This window comes from Helicobacter sp. (assembly GCF_017502485.1).
Classification (GTDB): Bacteria; Campylobacterota; Campylobacteria; order Campylobacterales; family Helicobacteraceae; genus Helicobacter_B.
The window spans coordinates 1-17356 of record NZ_JAFVUX010000043.1 but is presented as its reverse complement, the minus strand read 5'-3'; the positions used below and the strand labels follow the sequence as shown (position 1 = coordinate 17356).

Sequence of the window (17356 nt, the reverse complement as noted above, 5' to 3'; positions counted from 1 at the left end):
CCTACTCCTTTTCTAAAATCTACTTTGGATCTATATCCTGCCACCTTCATACTGTTGGCGGATTTTCGCACGCTCTTGCGCTCGGCGCTGCTTTTCTAGCTCTTTTGCGTGGTATTTCTCTATGTTGAAGCCTAGCAATATTGCAAGCTTAGGGGCAAGAAACATTGAGCTATAAGTCCCTACAATCACACCCACAAGCATAGGAAGAGAAAAGCCGACAATAATTGAGCCACCAAATACATATAAAGTCAGCACGACAAAAAACACTGTGAGCGAAGTAAGCAAGGTGCGAGAGAGTGTATGCGAGATTGCTTCATTGATAACAAAGGCGATGTCATTTGTCTTATCATTTAGCATTTTTTCACGAATTCTATCAAAGATGATGATCGTGTCATTGATTGAATACCCTATCAAAGTAAGCAGAGCCGCTATGACTTCTAGATTTAAATCAATGGCAAAGACCACAATGCTAGCAGCAGTGATAATCACATCGTGCATCAATGCCAAGATTCCAGCTAAGGCAAACCGCCACTCATAGCGGAAGCTCACATACACCATCATCGCTATAAATGCAAGCAACAGCGAAACAATACCCTTTTCTTTAAGCTCCTCACCAACCTTTGCCCCCACAGAGTCCATCTTGCGTATCTCAAATTCTCCACTAGATGCTAGGATAGATTCTAGCATAGGGGCAAGATTGCGCCCTTCAAGCTCGGCACTGTTAGGGATCTTGACAAGCAGCTCTTCTGCTGAGTCAAACTCGCTCACTTGCACACCCTTAAACGCAGGCTCTGCTTCTAGCAGTGTGCGCACTTGCTCAATAGGGGCTTTACTCTCATAGCGTAGCTGCGCGCTATTCCCCCCAGCAAAGTCAATACCCAGAGTGAAACCGGGCTTTATAAACAAAAACACCGCCCCAGCTAGCAAGGCAAAGCTAATCCAAAGTCCATAATTAGAGTATTTAACAAAGTCAAAAACCCGCACTCGCTTGAATATTTCCACTATTTTGCTCCTTTAATGGCAGGTCTAGCTACTTTGGCATTGACTTGGGTGTGTTGATAGGAGACGCCAAACCACAACTTCATCGATCTTGCCTTGCTAAGTCTAGAGAGCAGGACTTCATAGATTCCGTGTGTACCAATAATTGCTGTGATGATAGAAGCCAGAATCCCTATCCCTGTGGTAAGGGCAAAGCCTTTGATCGCGCCTGTGCCATAAGCATAGAGCAAAAATGAAGCAATAAGCGAAGTGATATTTGAGTCAAAAATCGCGCGCGAAGCATTAATATAGCCTACTTGAATCGCCCTTGTGATCGGCTCTCCAGCACGAAGGGCTTCACGAATGCGCTCATTTATGATAATGTTTGCATCAACTGCCACACCAACAGTTAGCACAATACCAGCCATACCCGGCAAAGTCAATGTCGCGCCAAATATCGCCATAACCGCAATAATAAGCAAAAGATTTACCACTAGCGCGCAAGAAGCTATAACACCCGCTACCGCATAATAGATAATCATAAAACCAACCACCAGCACAAAACCACCAATAAGAGCAAGCATTGAAGCGCGGATGCTATCAGATCCAAGACTAGGTCCCACACTACGCTTCTCTAGCACAGAGAGTGGGACAGGCAGTGCCCCACTTCGCAGAGTAATAGCTAAGTCTGTGGCTTCTTCTTCTGTGAAATCTCCACTAATTTGCCCACTTGAAGCAATCCTAGCGCGAATGACAGGAGCGGAGTAAATTTTACTATCTAGTACGATTGCCATACGCTTACCTATGCTAGCACTTGAAAAATCAGCGAACCGCTTTGCTCCTTGCGCATTCAACTCAAATGCCACCACGGGGCGATGGTTCTCATCATACGCCACGCGCGCATTGCTTACCATACTTCCATCTAGGATAGAAGTCGCCTTTAACAAAAGTTTTGGCGCAGGCTCGCCTCTAGCAATAGCACTTTGAGCTTCTTTAGTAGATTCTGCAAAGGGCAAAATCACATCATTAAACCCTTGCGCTTCAAAATCACTCATACTATATACACGGCTTACACGCTCTTCATCGACTGCCATCATCTGCAAAAATGCCGCTTTAGAGATAAGATCACGCACTCGTTGCTCTTGCTTAGTGTTTTGGATTCCGGGGAGTTCGACTAGAATCTGCTCTCGCCCTTGCTGGGTTACGCTAGGCTCGGCTAGCCCAAACTCATTTAAGCGATTGCGTATGGTGGTAATTGCTTGAAGAATAGCTTGCTTGCGCACTTCTTCTTGTTCTTGCTGGGTTAGAAGAATGGTATAGTGGTATTCTTGAGCTTCATAAGCAATCCCACGCACAGATTTTAGCAAGATTTCTAGCTCGCTCACTTCAGCAGAATCGATCAGGTCAAACTGCACATTACTCTCTTGTGCTTGCACAGGAGAGAGCAGAATCTGCCTCTTTGCTGCTTCATATTCTATAGTAGAAGCAATAGAAGAATAGCGCGCAGCAGTGGCTGCATCTGTATCTACACCAAGCAGAAGCTGCAAGCCCCCTTGCAGATCAAGCCCTAATGTGATCTTTGGTCCTTTGGTATCAAAGAAGATTGGTACGCTACACACCAAGCCAAAGCATAAGGCAACAAGAAAGACAAGGAATTTTGGTTGAAAAATTTTCATCTAAAATTTATGATTGTGTGGGCTGTGTATCATTGACCTTATAGGCAATAAAATCCCTAGAAAGCCTAGCTGTGCTCTCATCACTCAAACGCACGCTAAAAAACTGCTCCTCCACCTTGATAATCTCACAAATAAGCCCTCCAGAGCTTACGACCTTATCGCCCTTTTTCAATCCTTCTAGCATTTCTCTATGTCGCTTTGCTTGCACACGCTGGGGACGAATGAGAAAAAAGTAAAACACCGCAAAAAGCACAATAAGTGGCAAAAGCGAGACAAAAAGGTTGTTTGCATCATTACCCATTTATAATCCTTGCACATAAAATTAGAGCTGGCATTGTAGCGACTATTTATTTACTTTATCCTTTATTTTTGCGACTACAAGCAAAAATAAAGCCCCAATAATCCCAGAGATAAGTGAGCCACTAAGGATGGCTATCTTGGAAATCTCTGCTGCTTGCTCAGCGTGCTCTGCGCCCTTAAAAGCTAAATCAGAGACAAAAATCGACATCGTAAAGCCAATACCTGCTAGCATACCAGCTCCTAGAATCTCACCCCAAGTAATCCCGCTCGGACGCGCCGCGATCCCAAACTTCTCGCATAAAAATGTGATGAGAAAAATCCCCACAGGCTTGCCAATCAGCAGTCCCAACACCACTCCTAAAAATATATGATCAAAGCCTAAAAGCGTGCTAAAATCTACCCCGTTATCTAAGCGCACACCCGCATTAGCAAAACCAAACAATGGCATAATGCAATACGCACTCCAAGGGTGTAAAGCACGCTCAAGCCGTCCTAGTGGGCTTTGCACCATCGTGATAGTTTCGCTCATATTGCGAAGATTTTTCACTTGCGATTCATTTAAAAACACTTGATCATCGCTCTTGCTACGAACAAATCTATCAACCATCGCAGTTACATGCGGATTGAAATCTTGTAAGTCAAATTTTGGGCGCACAGGAATACAAAACGCCAAAACAACAGCAGAAATAGTCGCATGGATCCCACTATTATGCACAGCAAACCACAGCACCACCCCCACGCACAAATATGGACTTAATGACTTAATGCCAAGCTTGTTAAGAATGATAAGCGCGCAGATAAGTACCCCAGCCAAGCCCAAATACGCATAATGCAAAGTGCTTGTATAAAAAAGTGCGATGACCACAATCGCCCCCAAATCATCAACCACCGCAAGCGTTACTAAAAATACCTTCAATGCCATAGGTACGCGCGATTTAAGCAGCATTATCACTCCAAGGGCAAAGGCTATATCTGTTGCCATAGGGATACCAAAACCACGCACTGAAGGCGTGCCAGCATTTAACCCAAAGTAAATGAGCCCGGGCACAAGCATACCGCCAACTGCCGCAAGAGCTGGGAATATCGCCTTTTTCACACTTGCTAGCTCACCAAAAAGCACTTCACGCTTAATTTCTAGCCCAACCATTAGGAAAAACAACGCCATAAGCACATCACTAATCCAATGGTGCATACTAAAGCCTATAAATATACTGCCATTTTCACCTTGTGCACCAAGGTGTGCTAGGAATGGAAAAGCGTGTGCAAGTCCTTGCACTTCTACCCCAAGCTCCATATGCCAAAAGTTAAAATACATCTCGCTAAGTGAAGAGTTGGCTATAATCATCGCAAGCACTGCTGCGAAAAACAAAAATACCCCCCCAAATGCCTCACTTTTTAAGAAGTTGAGAAACACATCTCGCAATCCTAGCTTCTCTAGATTCTGCCCTACTGATCGCATAAATGCCCTTTAGATAAAATAGGGCTGATATTATAGCAATATTTTCTAGATCTTTTTTTGGTAAAATCCCACCAAAATTTCCCAAAAAGTCAGCCTATGCACACTGCTACACACTCCATTGCCGATAGCCCTGCGCTACAGCCCAAGCCAGCCCTGCGTTATGATGACCTGCCCAGCGCACGCATCGAGCTTTTGCAGGCATTTTGGCAGACACTAGTACCAAGCAGCTTACGCGCTACCGAGCTTGGCGCGCTTTTTACCAACGCTTGCGACTTTAGCCAAGCATTAGAGCAGATCCCCCCACAAGCCCTAGCCATTGTGCTCTCAGCAGATTCTATAAACCTTGCACGCTATGAGCAAACACAATCTTTCCAGCTGATTCTGCGCGCAATAGAGATGCAAAATCAGTTAGATCCCGCATCTCTAGATTCTAGCCTCAATCCCTTAGCTATTCTCTCTTTGCAGTGCGCTATTTTGGCATACACAAGCATAGAAAAACTACAAGAGAGCAAAGCCCTAATGGGACATATTATTGCTGCGGGGTTATGTGATGTGGAGCGCGCAAGGGGGCTTTTTAGCATATTAGAAAAATTTTTTACCACACACACAAAGCTTGCAAAAGAAAGCGCACCAGCTAAGAAGCCCACTATAGCCAAGCAAGCTCTAGAAGATGAGCTTATCAATATTGCTAACACACTTGCCCAAGCACTCCCTCATACCAAGCCCACACTTGAAAAAACCATAGCGCGCTTACAAGAAAATCGTTTTTCTATCGGTGTGGCTGGTGTTCTAAGTGCGGGGAAAAGTAGCTTTTTAAACGCGCTTTTGGGTAAGGATGTGCTAGGCACTTCCACAATCCCAGAGACTGCTAATCTCTCTATCTTGCGCTATGGCGATGTAGAATCTGCTTTGGTGCATTTTTTCACACAAAGCGAGTGGGAGAGTGCAAGCGCGCAAGATGCGCACTCTAGCACGCTTACAGATGAGCAAAGAGAATTGCTACATATGGGGCAAAAAGTCATTGCTATAGATGAGCTAGCGCGCTACACTTCAGCCAATTATAAAAACGGATTTAGTGCGCTAGTAAAGAAAGTAGAGCTCCATCTCCCGCTAGCATTTTTGCAAAATAATGTCGAGATTGTCGATACACCCGGGCTTGATGATCCAATCATAATCCGCGAGGAGCTAACTAAATCCTATATGCACCATTGCGATATGCTTATTTATGTGATGAATGCAAGCTGCGCTGCTACGCAAAAAGATATGGATTTTATCTTAGAGTCGCTCATTAGCAGACATTTGGCTAGATTGCTTGTGGTGCTAACGCGCGCAGATTTACTGAATAGCAAAGAGCTAGAATCTAGCCTAGCCTATACCCGCCAAAGCCTGCAAAAGGAGTTACAAAAGGCGCATTATGATGGCGATATACAAGCCCTGCTTGATAGCATTGACTTTATCCCTGTAGCTTCACTTTTTGCACTAGGGTATAAGACAAATGATAAAGACATCATCATAAAAGCTCAAGCGCAAAACTTTACACTAGAGCAAACAGGACTCCCTAAAGTGCAAGCTTACCTAGAATCTATGCTCCTTGGCGATGACTCGCCTAAACAAAGAGACTTGCTATATAGCGCGTATAGAGTCTTGCTCCTAGAGCTAGAATCTGCAAAGGAACATTTACACATAGAGCAACGCATCTTGCAAGCAAATAACCACGACAAGCAAGCCATAGCTAGCGACTTGCAAGCGAGCAATCAAGCACTTATAGACTCTATGGAGACTTTAAACAAGCAACTAGCAGCAAGAGAGCAGGAGTTTATGCACTATCTAAGTGAGCTCATCGCACTAATCAACGCCCATTTAAATTCCCACACACAAAGGCTTTTCACCCAGCTTTATGATGATGCAATCTATGAATACGCCAAAAACTCTAAGCCAAACGCAGAGCGTGTAGAATCCATCATCACCCAAAGCTTGCAAGATAGCTACCACGATCTTATGCGTGAATACAAATACAAAGTAGCAAAGAAGCTACGCACACTGGATGAACTTGCAAAAAGCAGTAGTACACTAGCCTTAGATGTATCCCTAGACATCCCGCCAATCACCTATCCAAGCCACACTAATAGCATTAGCGCCCTAGCCAAGCAACTAGCAAAAGCCGTGCTAGAGCTAAACGCCGCACACACCAAAAACACGCAAGAAAAACTTAGTGCTGCTTTGCAAGAGCTTTTGCGCGCGAAAATGGGGGATTTTATCAGCCTACTTACGCGAGAAAATACGCGTGTGCAGGCTCTTTTACACCAAAGCTTTACCGACTACGCACAAGCACAAAAAGACGCCTTGCAGGATAAAATCACCAAAAACGCCCGAGCCCTAGAATCTGCTCTGACAAAAACAGCCACCAAAGACGACATAGAAGCACTCCACAACACACAAAAAACTATCCAATCATTACACAATGAAGTGCAAATGATCCTTAAGGCATTATAAGATGAAAGTAACCACGCTAGATTCCACGCCCATAGATTCTACAAATACTCTAAGCATAGATTCTCCCGCCCTACTAGAATCCTTTATCCACGAGTGCCTACTCATTACCAGCACCAATCCCCTACATCAAGCAATCCAACTCACTCGCTATGCACTAAGTCGCACAGACTCACTTACCAAGCAACGCGCTAGCACACTAGATACTCTTGCAAGAGATCTCGATAAGCCCATTACCATAGCGATTGTGGGGCAATTCTCTAGCGGTAAGAGCACTTTTCTCAATGCTATAATGGGGCGCACTATCCTGCCTAGTGGCATTACACCAATCACTTCAAAAGTTTGCACTATCTGCTATGGAGATACTTACAGCCTAGAGGTTATCTACAACGATGGCACAAGCACGCCAAAGCCACTAGAATTTTTCCATACATTAGATGAGCTAGAAAATCTCCAAATCCGTGAATTTATCCTACGCTCGCCTGTGACACTGCTACGCTCTATCAGCTTGCTTGATACCCCCGGCTTCAACTCGCAAAATGCCATTGATACAGAGACGACAAACGCTATTTTATCGCGTGTAGATGGGATTATTTGGCTCTCTTTAATCGACAATGTCGGCAAGCAAAGTGAAAAGGACATTATAGATGCCCACATTAAGCAGTATGTCTCCAAATCTCTATGCGTACTTAATCAAAAAGATCGCCTACAAGATGAAAAAGAAGTACAAACAAGTCTAAATTACGCTAGATCCGCCTTTAGTGGTAGCTTTAGCAAAGTGATTGCCATCTCTGCTAAGCAAGCACTAAAAGCGATCCAAGCCCACCAAGAGCAGCCCACAACTCCGCTAGAATCTAGCCAGCTCTATACGCACTCAAACTTCCAAGCAGTGCTAGAATTTATCACGACACAGCTTGCTAACAATGCCAAAGAACTAAAATCTAGCAAGATTCTACGCATTTTAAGGGAGATTCTAGCTCTTAGCATGGTGGAGATAGAGCAGATGCAAAGCACCATCAAAGCCTATTTGCAAGCCATTGAGTGCTTTGATAGCACCCTGCGATTTAACGCCCTAAAAAGTGGGCTAGAAAAGCAATTTAACACATTTTTCACGCGCTACGATAATGCCCTAGAAAATCTCGCGCAACATATCTTCTCCCAGCTAGAATCTAGCGAATTTAGCTTACCTATCGCAAGCAAAAATCTCCTAGGTATGCGTACTCAGCAAATGCAAACCTACCAAGCCACCATAATCCCAAAAGACACGCTTATAAGCAAGCTACATAGCCAAGAAAACCGCTTCTTGCCAGAGTTTCGCACACTAGGCTTGCAAATAGGTGCATTTGGCAAAGAGCTTGGTAACTTCCTTGATAGTGAGTTAGAAGCACTTAGGCAAACTAGCTGCGAGCTTTGGGTAGATTCTACCCCTGCGCTACAACATACCCTACAAATGTTGCAACATAGCACCCTAACGCGTATCCAAGCCCAAAACACAGCCACTCTATGCGCCCTGCAAGGTGAGCTTGACTCGCTAAAAACACTCATTACTCTAAACTATCCAAACGCCATATCTCTAGCACTCACCGAGCTTGATAGTAAGATCAACTATGCCCTGCACAAGCACAAGCAATCTCCCAAAGACTTCGCGCTCTTTACCCCCACGCTAGAAAATATCCGCGATAGCCTAAATAATGCCTTGCATTTTCTCACATTCCAAGACAAGCTCTCTTTGCACAATGCCTTATACAAAAAGACTCTATGGAACTTAAGTCAAGCCTATATGGAGTGCTTTAAGCATACTGCAAAGCTTACTGCACCATATCTAAGCACCCTAGAATCTCATAGCCAAGTCCTACGCGACACCCTAGAAGAGTTACAAATACCAAAGAGCTAGATTCTAGCTCTTGCGCAAAAACATCGATGGGTCAAACCGCTCAAAATCCACGCCTGTATCTATGTGGCTTACTCTCTCTCCAAACAAGCTTTCATCACAAATCGCCTGCGACAATGTGCTTAATGTTTGTGTAATCTCGCTAGATTTATCTTGGATATAGCCTATAAACCCGCCAAAATCCCCGCGATCTAGCAAGGGCATAGGTGATGGGTTTTCAAACTCAACACTCTGTGCGCCAACTTTAGCACTAAGCACAGAGTCAAACAGCTCATTACCCATAAACTTGCATTTGGCAATTTGCTCTTGGATTTGATAGATGACTAAGTGGTCTTGCACCTCATCATTGCCCAGCCCATTAGCAGAATCTAGGATTTTTTTGTAGGTACTTTTAAGCACTTGTAGTGCGCCTGTTAGCTCATTGGCACTCTTTATATTCTCGCCAAAATTTTGGATTCTCTGGGTTTTGCATAGTGGGATTTGCATTTTCTGTGCTAGTCCAAACTCCCCTACATACTTCTTAAATGTCTCTAATATGTCCTTTTGCTGCATTTGGTAACTCCTAAGTAGTTTAGATAGTCTTAAGCACTTTTTGTTCCCTAAAGTGTTGTAGCTGTCTGGGGCTACCTTTGTAAGATTTTGTTATAATTAGGGCTATTTTTTCATAAGGACAATGATGCGATTTATTTGGCTATGGGCTTGCTTGGCAGGTTTGCTTGGTGCAGTGTCACTGCACCCTATTGACTTTGAAGTGATCAAAAAAGAAGTCTCAAAGTCCCCTACACTACTTATCATCGGTGGGATACAAGGTGATGAGCCCGGTGGATTTAACGCAACAAATATTTTTCTCAATCACTACACAATTAAAAACGGTAGTGTTTGGATAGTCCCTGTGCTAAACCCACACTCTATGCTACTTAACCATCGTGGAATCTATGATGATATGAATCGCAAATTTGCAACCATTGACCCAAATGACCCAGAAAAACCGCTTATAGAGCATATCAAAAGTGTCATTAAAGAAAATCAAGTAGAAGCGGTACTGCATTTACACGATGGGAGTGGATACTATCGCCCAAACTTTGAAAGTGTGCTTGCTAATCCAAATCGCTGGGGGAACTGCACGGTCATTGATCAAGCTACACTAGAAGGCGCGAAATATGGCGCACTAGAATCTATCGCAAACGCGATGATCGCACATATCAATGCCCATCTCTTAGCCCCAATCCATCGCTATCATTTGCACAATACCCAAACTGCTGAAAAAGACAAAGAAATGCAAAAAGCCCTGACATTTTATGCGATCAATCAGGGCAAGCCCGGCTATGCCAATGAAGCAAGCAAGGAGCTTAATGTCGCCCAGCGCGTGTATTACCACCTACTCGCCATCGATGCGCTTCTCACACAAATGGGTATAGAGTTTGAGCGAGATTTCACACTTTCACCACAAAATGTGCAAAAAGCCATCAAGGATCACTCCCAAACCTTTAGGCTTGAGAATCTCCCTGAAATGCCACTCTTTGGCTTGCGCACCCCACTTGCAAACTTCCCTATCCCCAAAGGCAAAAGAGCTAGTGAAATCACCATCACTTCAAGCAACAAGATTCTAGGGCTTCTACCAAGAGATGGCTCTCTAACCCTAAAATACGGTAACAATGTGATGACAAAGATTCTCCCAAAGCGCATTGACTTCTACCAAGGATCACTTGCCCCACTAGAAGCCACGATTGATAAGCAAACGCGCAAGATCGCGCTAGGAGAGCGTGTGCAAATAGCGCGCGAGATAAGTCTGCCTAACACCATAGTGCTTGATGACAACCGCCAAGCACGCTTGCAGGTCGTTGGGCTTATAGGGGGGGGGGATTCTAGCCATATTACAAAAGCTTCACTAAACCCAAGCGCAAGCCTTGATGTAGCCGGTAAGCTCTATCGCACAGAAGTCTATATCCAAGAGAAGTTAGGCACAGAAGAGAGCCCCAATACACTAGAATCTAGCAACACGCCAAAGGTAGATTCTAGCTCCACAAGTGCTGGGGACTTGGCTTCTTCAAGTGTGCGTGTGAGCGTAAGTCTAGCCAATATCCGCACAGGCGCAGGGGTAGATTCTAGTATCGCTGGTATGGTGCGCTGGGGGAAAGAACTAGAAGTCCTAGAAAACATAGAATCTCCACATGGGAAATGGCTTAAGGTGCGCTACATTTATACAAATGGCACACAGGAGCGCGAGATTGTAGGCTATATCCTTGCAAGCCTTACCAAGCCAAACGATAGCTCCAAACTTGCTCAAGTAAGAGTCAATCTAGCCCATATCCGCGCTGAGCCAAGCACTAGTGCTACAATCGTAGCAAAAGCCCCGCGTGGGCGGATAATGGAGGTGCGTACCACTAAGGCAGGGCTAGATTCTGCGCACAATCAATGGGCGCAAATTCACTATGTCTATGGTGCCAATAGCACGAAACGCGATGTTAATGGCTATATCCTTGCAAGCTTGCTTGCACCGCTAGATTCTAGTGCGCCAAGCACTAGTACCAAGCAGCCACGCCCAAGCGCACAAAAACTCAAAACTCAAGGCTATAAAGAATACTTCGGCGGTATGATATTGCTTGAGTTTGTCGATAAGAGTGGGCAATGAGTCTAACATCTCTCACAAACTCACCCTTTAAGCTACTGGGAAACACAGAGTGGCACGCACATAGAGCCTACATAATCCGAGTCTTTGCAGGAGAGTTTTGCCTCCGAACAATTACGGATTTTGGAGAGATGCCTAGGCTTTTTGGCATTGAGAGCCAAGCTAGAGTACTACAAGAAAACACAAATGCATTTTTGGCTGGAAAGCAGGCATTACACGCACTGTTATTTGGTGCTAGAGGCTGTGGGAAAAGCTCACTGATCAAGGCTACCTTGCTCCCTCATCTACTAGATTCTAACTCACCTTTGCGCGTACTTGAGCTTGATAGTAAGGATATTTGCCTATTACCTCTAGTGTTTGATAGCTTGCGCGACCTGCCTTATCGTTTTATCATTTTCTGCGATGATCTATCATTCTCCCAAGAAGACCCAACCTACAAAAGCCTAAAGAGCACTCTGCAAGGCTCACTTGAAGCAAGTGCTAGCAATATCCTGCTCTATGCTACTTCTAATCTCCGCAGACTACTAGAATCTAGCTCTTTACACGCTGGGAATCTCACCCCAAGCAATGAAATAATTCAAGAAGAGCTGGCATTAAGCGAGCGATTTGGATTACAAATTGGATTCTATGATATTGGTATGCAAGAATACTTAGAGCATATCGCGCACATCTTAGATGATAAAAGCTTTTTAGAAGAGTCTAGCACATCGCGACAAAGCGCGCTAAACTTCGCTACCAAAATAGGTGGAAGAAACGCACGCATAGCCGAAGAATTTGCTACAGCATGGCGCAATAACAGCATATAAAAACACGCAGAGCAAAAGCTAGTAGAATCTAAGCAAAATCTCGTAACGACAAGCAAAATGGATTCTAAATAATAGCCCCTCCATATTCTTACTAGTCTTTGCTAGAAAGACCAATAAGAGATAGAAGACTCATAAAGATATTATAGAAGTCAAGATATAGGCTAATAGCCGCATCTACTGGACTTGTATAAAGCCCGCGGATAATGTTTTGCGTATCATAAGCAACATATATACTAAAAAGAATAGCTGTCGCACTTGAAATCAGCACTTGAAACATAGAGCTTTCAAGGAAAAAAAGATTGATAACCGAGCAAGCGATCACAACAATCAAAGCAATAAAAAGCATTTTGCCCATACTTGCCAAGTCTTTGCGTGTTCTAATACCAAAAATGCTCATCACACCAAAGATTATTGTCGTCATTGCAAATGCCATTACCACAGCTCCGGCTCCTGCCTTTGCTGCTACCATTGCTACAAGCGGAGTAGCCACCAAACCTGTAAGTGTGGTAAAGATAAAGAGCATTGCGATATTAAGTCCGGGCTTTGAGCGAGAAAACATAAGCCCAAAGAGTGCTGCAATCTCAGCTACAAAGAGAATCATACGATTTTCATAGACAAGTTGAAGATTGTAAAAGCCAATCACCGCCCCAACGAAGGCAAAAAATAAACTTGCTCCAAAGAAAATATAAGTCAATTTGACAAATTTCACAAGCGCGCTATCCTGTGCTGCTGCATATTCAGTAGTAGCATCGATACTGCTTGTATCATTTGTATAATTTCTATCATAAAGTCCCATTTTATCTCCTTAATTGATGAAATGTGTTGGAATTATATAATATTTATATAAACGGCTATGTCAGCTAGCTACGCCCAAATACTTCAACAAACACATCTTTTATCGTCTGCACAGGGACAACCTTCATACTCTCTAGCACTTCTTGTGGGATTTCTTTTAGATCTCGTTCATAGTTTTTAGCTGGGATTAGAGCGCGCTTGATCCCAGCTTTGTGCGCGGCGATGAGCTTTTCTTTCAATCCGCCAATTTGCAAGACATCGCCTGCTAGCGTTAGCTCGCCTGTCATAGCGATTTCGCCACTTATTGGCTTTTCACAAAGGATTGATGCAATCACACAAGCCATAGCAATCCCCGCACTTGGACCATCTTTTGGCGTAGCTCCCTCTGGGAGGTGGAGATGGATGTTGTATTGATTATAAATAGGCTCTTTGGACTTAGACTTTGCTAGTGAGCTAAAATCTAGCTTGCCATTATCAAGCAACACCTTTACCACAGAATGTGCGATTTGCGCGGACTCTTTCATCACATCACCCAAGCTTCCTGTAAGCTTTAGCTCGCCTTTACCTCTAAGTTTTATGGCTTCAATTTTTAGCACATCACCACCTACACTTGTCCAAGCAAGTCCATTAATAATGCCCACGCGCGCTCTCTTACTTGATTGCTCAATCTCAAAGACCACTTTGTCTAGGAAGTTTGGAATCTGCTTTGGCGTAAGCTTGATGGGCTTAAATTCATCGCCATCTTGTAGCACTTTCGTAGCGACTTTTCGCAAAATTGTAGAAATTTGCCGTCGTAGCGATCGCACGCCTGCTTCGCGTGTGTATCGCTCTATTAGCACGCGCACGCCTTCTTTAGTAAATTGGATTTGCTTCTCACTAAGCCCATGCTTTGTAAGCTCTTGAGGGATTAGGTATTTATTCGCGATTTGCTCTTTTTCCTGCGGAGTGTAGCTAGAGATGGGGATAAACTCCATACGATCACGCAATGGTGCTGGGATTTGCGCAATGTCATTTGCAGTGGCTATAAAAATCACTTGCGATAAGTCAATGCTGAAATTTGTGTAATAATCACGGAATTCTACATTTTGCTCTGGATCTAAAATCTCTAGGAGCACACTTGTAGGATCGCCTCTGACGCCACGCGCAATTTTATCGATCTCATCAAGCACGACCACTGGGTTCATCTCTTTTGCTTCAATGAGTCCTTGCACAATGCGCCCGGGCATAGCACCAATGTAAGTGCGCCTATGTCCGCGTAGCTCATTGACATCTTCTAGCCCACCTAAAGCTATGCGCACAAGCGGGCGCGAAATTGCTTTGGCAATGGAATTTGCAAGGCTTGTTTTCCCCACGCCCGGTGGTCCATAAAAGCATAAAATAGTACCTTTTGATTTTTGGCTCTCTTCTTTGATTTTTTTTGATTTAGAGTTAGAATCCTTAGATTTTGCTAGGGCTTTGGCATTTTTAGCAAGTAGCTCGCGCACAGCAAAATACTCGATAATACGCTCTTTTGGCTTGGTTAAAGAATAGTGGTCTAAGTCCAGCTGCTTGGCGACATTTTTGATAGAGAGTTCGCCTTTAGCGTATTTGCCAAAAGGGATTTCTAAAACCCACTCAACATAGTTGTGCAATAAATTTGCATCGGCACTATCTTGGTGCATCTTGGATAGGCGGTTGATTTGCTTTTGGATCTCCTTGTGGGCATCTTCGTTGAGAAATTGCTTGATAGATTCTAGCTTTTTGGCAAACTCATCAAGTTCTTCATCGCGCTGCTTGTCAATCCCTAACTCCTTTTGGATCTGGCGCATTTGCTCTTTGAGAAAATACTCTCGATTTGTTTGCTCAAGCTTATCATGCACGCGTGATTTGATTTCTTTTTGCAACTTTTGGGCTTGGATTTCTTGCGTTACAAAATCAATAAGCATCATCATTCGCTCTTCAATATTGTTGCTTGCAAAAAGCTTGTAAGTTTCTTCTGGCTTCAAACGCAGCGTAGAAGCAACAAGATCAATGATGCGATTTGGGTCATTTGTCTCTTCAAGTGTTTTTAGCATTTCTGGGGGGAAGTGGCTGATATTGGCGTAGTTTTGGACATTTTCTAGCAGAAACTTCATCATCGCTTCCACACGCGCTTGGTTGTAGTCTTGATACTCGATAATATCAACCACAGCTTGGATTAAGTCACTAGATTCCATCTCATCCACTTGTGTATCTAGCGCAATGACTCTAGCCGTAGCCATTCCTTGCACTAGAATCTTCACGCGCCCATCAGGCAAAGACACCTTGCGCAAAATCTTGCATACCACACCCACATCATAAAATGACGGCTCACTAGAATCTATCTTTTCATCACTGCTAAATTCTGGAGCTTTCTCACAACACACAAGCACAAGGTCATTACGCTCTAGGGCGGCATTTGCTGCTGCGATATTCTTCTGCCCTTGGGTGAAAATAGGCGCGATCGCAAAAGGGTAGGTAAAGTCTTCTTCTATGATTACAGGTAGGGTAGCTGGGAATTGTTGTGAGTTTTGCATACTTACTCCTTAAATATGGATAATTACCAATTAAACATCCGCACATACCAAGGGATATGTGATGCTTTTGGCTGTGTGCTAGATTCTAAATCATCATCGATTCTATCAAGATATTTTTGCGTGGCTTCTGGCTTGTTTTGTTTTTTATAAACATTGACAATGCCTTTATTTAGCTCATTTTGCCCTAACACAAAGCGTACTTGCATTGTCTGCACAAAAGGCACATATCGACTTGTAGGATATTTATCTAAAAAATTATCAAAGGCAGAGAGAGTGTCGGAGAAAAACTCCTGATCTTTGCTTGAGTTCTTAATCCCATAATATCGGCTTTGAAGCTTTAGGTAAGTGATAAAATCAGCATTTTGCGCAGTGCCAAAGCGTTTCAAATACTCATCAAAGTAAAATTCTGCGAGCAGATACTCCTCTTTTCTTGCGTGAGCTTGCCCTAGGATAAGCATTGCATCTGGTAACAAGGGAGAATTGATATGTTCACTTTGTAGTGATGCATAAAAATTATCCGCACCCTCTAAATTGCCAAATTTGATTTCTTTAACGATATTTTGATACCAATACATAGCAGGCTTATTGAACTCATTTTTATCTTTCTTATCGCACGCACTAAAGAGCAAAGCACCAGCGATAACCACACATAACCGCAACAATACAAAAAACCGCATACACCACCTTAGAGCTTGTAAAATTTGCGCATTATACACTACATCAGCAAAGAGCTTGCACAAAGCCTGTATGCTAGGAGATCTTAGTAGATTCTAGCGTTTAAGGGAATTAACCGTTTGTAGCATTGCATCAGCAGTTTGGATTGTCTTAGAGTTTGCTTCATAGGCTCTTTGCCCAGTGATTAGATCTGTCATCTCCTCTACAAGCTTGACATTACTTAGCTCTAAAAATCCCTGTCTAAGTGCACCAAAGCCTTCTGTGCTAGCGACCCCTACAATCGCATCACCTGAAGCATTAGTGTTTAAAAACAAATTATCCCCCAAAGAGTGTAGCCCTGCTGGGTTTATGAAATTTGCCACTTCAATTTGCCCTATCACATTACTCACGCCGTTGTTTGCCTGCACGACGCTTACTGTGCCATCTGTACCAATATTGATTTGCGTAGCATCTTGAGGGATGGTGATTTGAGGCTGGAGCAAATAGCCTTGTGCTGTTACAATATTACCATTATCATCAAGTTTGAAGCCCCCATCTCTTGTGTAGGCGATTGTGCCATCTGGAAGCTGAATTTGGAAAAAGCCCTTACCTTCAATGGCTACATCAAGGTTATTTTCTGTCTCTTTGGGACTGCCTTGAGAAAACATCTTTTGCACAGCACCTGGGCGCACGCCTAGCCCCACTTCTATGCCTGTAGGGGAGAGTGTTGTCTCGCTTGTGGCTGTGCCAGCGTATTGCAGGGTTTGATAAAAGAGATCATTAAACTCAGCCCTTTGCTTTTTGTAGCCGGTAGTATTGACATTAGCGATATTATTTGAAGTGGTGTCAATTTGTAGCTGCTGTCCTAGCATTCCTGTGGTAGCGGTATAGAGTGAGCGCATCATCTTCAATCCTTTGGGCGCGAAATTTAAACACCAAAGATTAAAGCAAAAAAAGTTCCTAAATTGCACCCCTACCATCACCCTAGTCAAATTACCGAATCAGCAGGCGGTAGGAGAGAGTATAGGCGATAATAAACACTACACAAGTAAACATAAGGGCAAAGGTATTGGCATAAAAGAATGTCGCTAGGATAATAAAGGGTGCATTGGCGCAAATAAGTATGAAAGAAGTCAAAGGATTG

13 protein-coding genes are annotated in these 17356 nt (G+C 43.6%); 4 read left to right on the top strand and 9 right to left on the bottom strand.

Going from position 1 to position 17356, the window contains the following annotated elements; genetic code table 11:
* Positions 1 to 30 precede the first annotated feature (30 nt).
* The 4 genes from secF to nhaA are packed head-to-tail and all read right to left on the bottom strand — an operon-like array spanning position 31 to position 4413.
* Entirely contained in the window at positions 31 to 1002 is a 972-nt protein-coding gene (secF, locus tag IKB69_RS08435; RefSeq protein ID WP_290948318.1) for a protein translocase subunit SecF, read from the bottom strand.
* Positions 1002 to 2654, bottom strand: a complete 1653-nt coding sequence (gene secD / locus IKB69_RS08430) for a protein translocase subunit SecD (RefSeq protein ID WP_290948316.1) — start codon at positions 2652 to 2654, stop codon at positions 1002 to 1004. Before secD ends, secF begins: the two co-directional genes overlap by 1 nt.
* Before the next feature lie 7 nt (positions 2655 to 2661).
* Positions 2662 to 2955 carry a preprotein translocase subunit YajC gene (yajC, locus tag IKB69_RS08425; RefSeq protein ID WP_290948314.1) on the bottom strand — a complete coding sequence of 98 codons (294 nt, stop codon included), beginning with the start codon at positions 2953 to 2955 and terminating at the stop codon, positions 2662 to 2664.
* Positions 2956 to 2997: 42 nt separating this feature from the next.
* On the bottom strand, positions 2998 to 4413 hold the full coding sequence (gene nhaA / locus IKB69_RS08420) for a Na+/H+ antiporter NhaA (protein WP_290948313.1): 1416 nt from the start codon (positions 4411 to 4413) through the stop codon (positions 2998 to 3000).
* A 96-nt stretch (positions 4414 to 4509) separates the two neighbouring features.
* Here nhaA and IKB69_RS08415 point away from each other — a divergent pair, with 96 nt between their 5' ends.
* Together IKB69_RS08415 and IKB69_RS08410 are read left to right on the top strand one after the other, a co-directional pair.
* On the top strand, positions 4510 to 6906 hold the full coding sequence (locus IKB69_RS08415) for a dynamin family protein (RefSeq protein ID WP_290948311.1): 2397 nt from the start codon (positions 4510 to 4512) through the stop codon (positions 6904 to 6906).
* A 1-nt stretch (position 6907) separates the two neighbouring features.
* Complete coding sequence (locus IKB69_RS08410) at positions 6908 to 8797, top strand: dynamin family protein (RefSeq protein ID WP_290948309.1); 1890 nt, start codon at positions 6908 to 6910, stop codon at positions 8795 to 8797.
* Between the two features lie 3 nt (positions 8798 to 8800).
* On the opposite strand, the gene IKB69_RS08405 is transcribed toward IKB69_RS08410, so the two are convergent.
* Positions 8801 to 9346, bottom strand: a complete 546-nt coding sequence (locus tag IKB69_RS08405; protein WP_290948307.1) for a flagellar FLiS export co-chaperone — start codon at positions 9344 to 9346, stop codon at positions 8801 to 8803.
* A gap of 121 nt (positions 9347 to 9467) precedes the next feature.
* Here IKB69_RS08405 and IKB69_RS08400 point away from each other — a divergent pair, with 121 nt between their 5' ends.
* Both IKB69_RS08400 and IKB69_RS08395 read left to right on the top strand, forming a co-directional pair.
* Positions 9468 to 11426, top strand: coding sequence for a M99 family carboxypeptidase catalytic domain-containing protein (locus IKB69_RS08400; RefSeq protein ID WP_290948305.1), 1959 nt, complete (start codon positions 9468 to 9470; stop codon positions 11424 to 11426).
* Positions 11423 to 12229 (top strand): DUF815 domain-containing protein, encoded by an 807-nt coding sequence (locus IKB69_RS08395; RefSeq protein ID WP_290948303.1) that lies wholly within the window; start codon positions 11423 to 11425, stop codon positions 12227 to 12229. The genes IKB69_RS08400 and IKB69_RS08395 overlap by 4 nt, the downstream gene beginning before the upstream one ends.
* Before the next feature lie 91 nt (positions 12230 to 12320).
* Here the strand turns inward: IKB69_RS08395 and IKB69_RS08390 are convergent, their stop codons facing one another.
* The 4 genes from IKB69_RS08390 to flgG form a co-directional block, all read right to left on the bottom strand.
* Positions 12321 to 13025, bottom strand: coding sequence for a Bax inhibitor-1/YccA family protein (locus IKB69_RS08390; protein ID WP_290948301.1), 705 nt, complete (start codon positions 13023 to 13025; stop codon positions 12321 to 12323).
* 64 nt (positions 13026 to 13089) lie between these two features.
* On the bottom strand, positions 13090 to 15558 hold the full coding sequence (gene lon, locus IKB69_RS08385; protein WP_290948299.1) for an endopeptidase La: 2469 nt from the start codon (positions 15556 to 15558) through the stop codon (positions 13090 to 13092).
* Between the two features lie 23 nt (positions 15559 to 15581).
* Positions 15582 to 16235 (bottom strand): outer membrane protein assembly factor BamD, encoded by a 654-nt coding sequence (bamD, locus tag IKB69_RS08380; RefSeq protein WP_290948297.1) that lies wholly within the window; start codon positions 16233 to 16235, stop codon positions 15582 to 15584.
* 93 nt (positions 16236 to 16328) lie between these two features.
* The gene (flgG, locus tag IKB69_RS08375; RefSeq protein ID WP_023929369.1) at positions 16329 to 17117 is read right to left on the bottom strand and encodes a flagellar basal-body rod protein FlgG; all 789 of its coding nucleotides are present in this window, start codon (positions 17115 to 17117) and stop codon (positions 16329 to 16331) included.
* Positions 17118 to 17356: the final 239 nt, after the last annotated feature.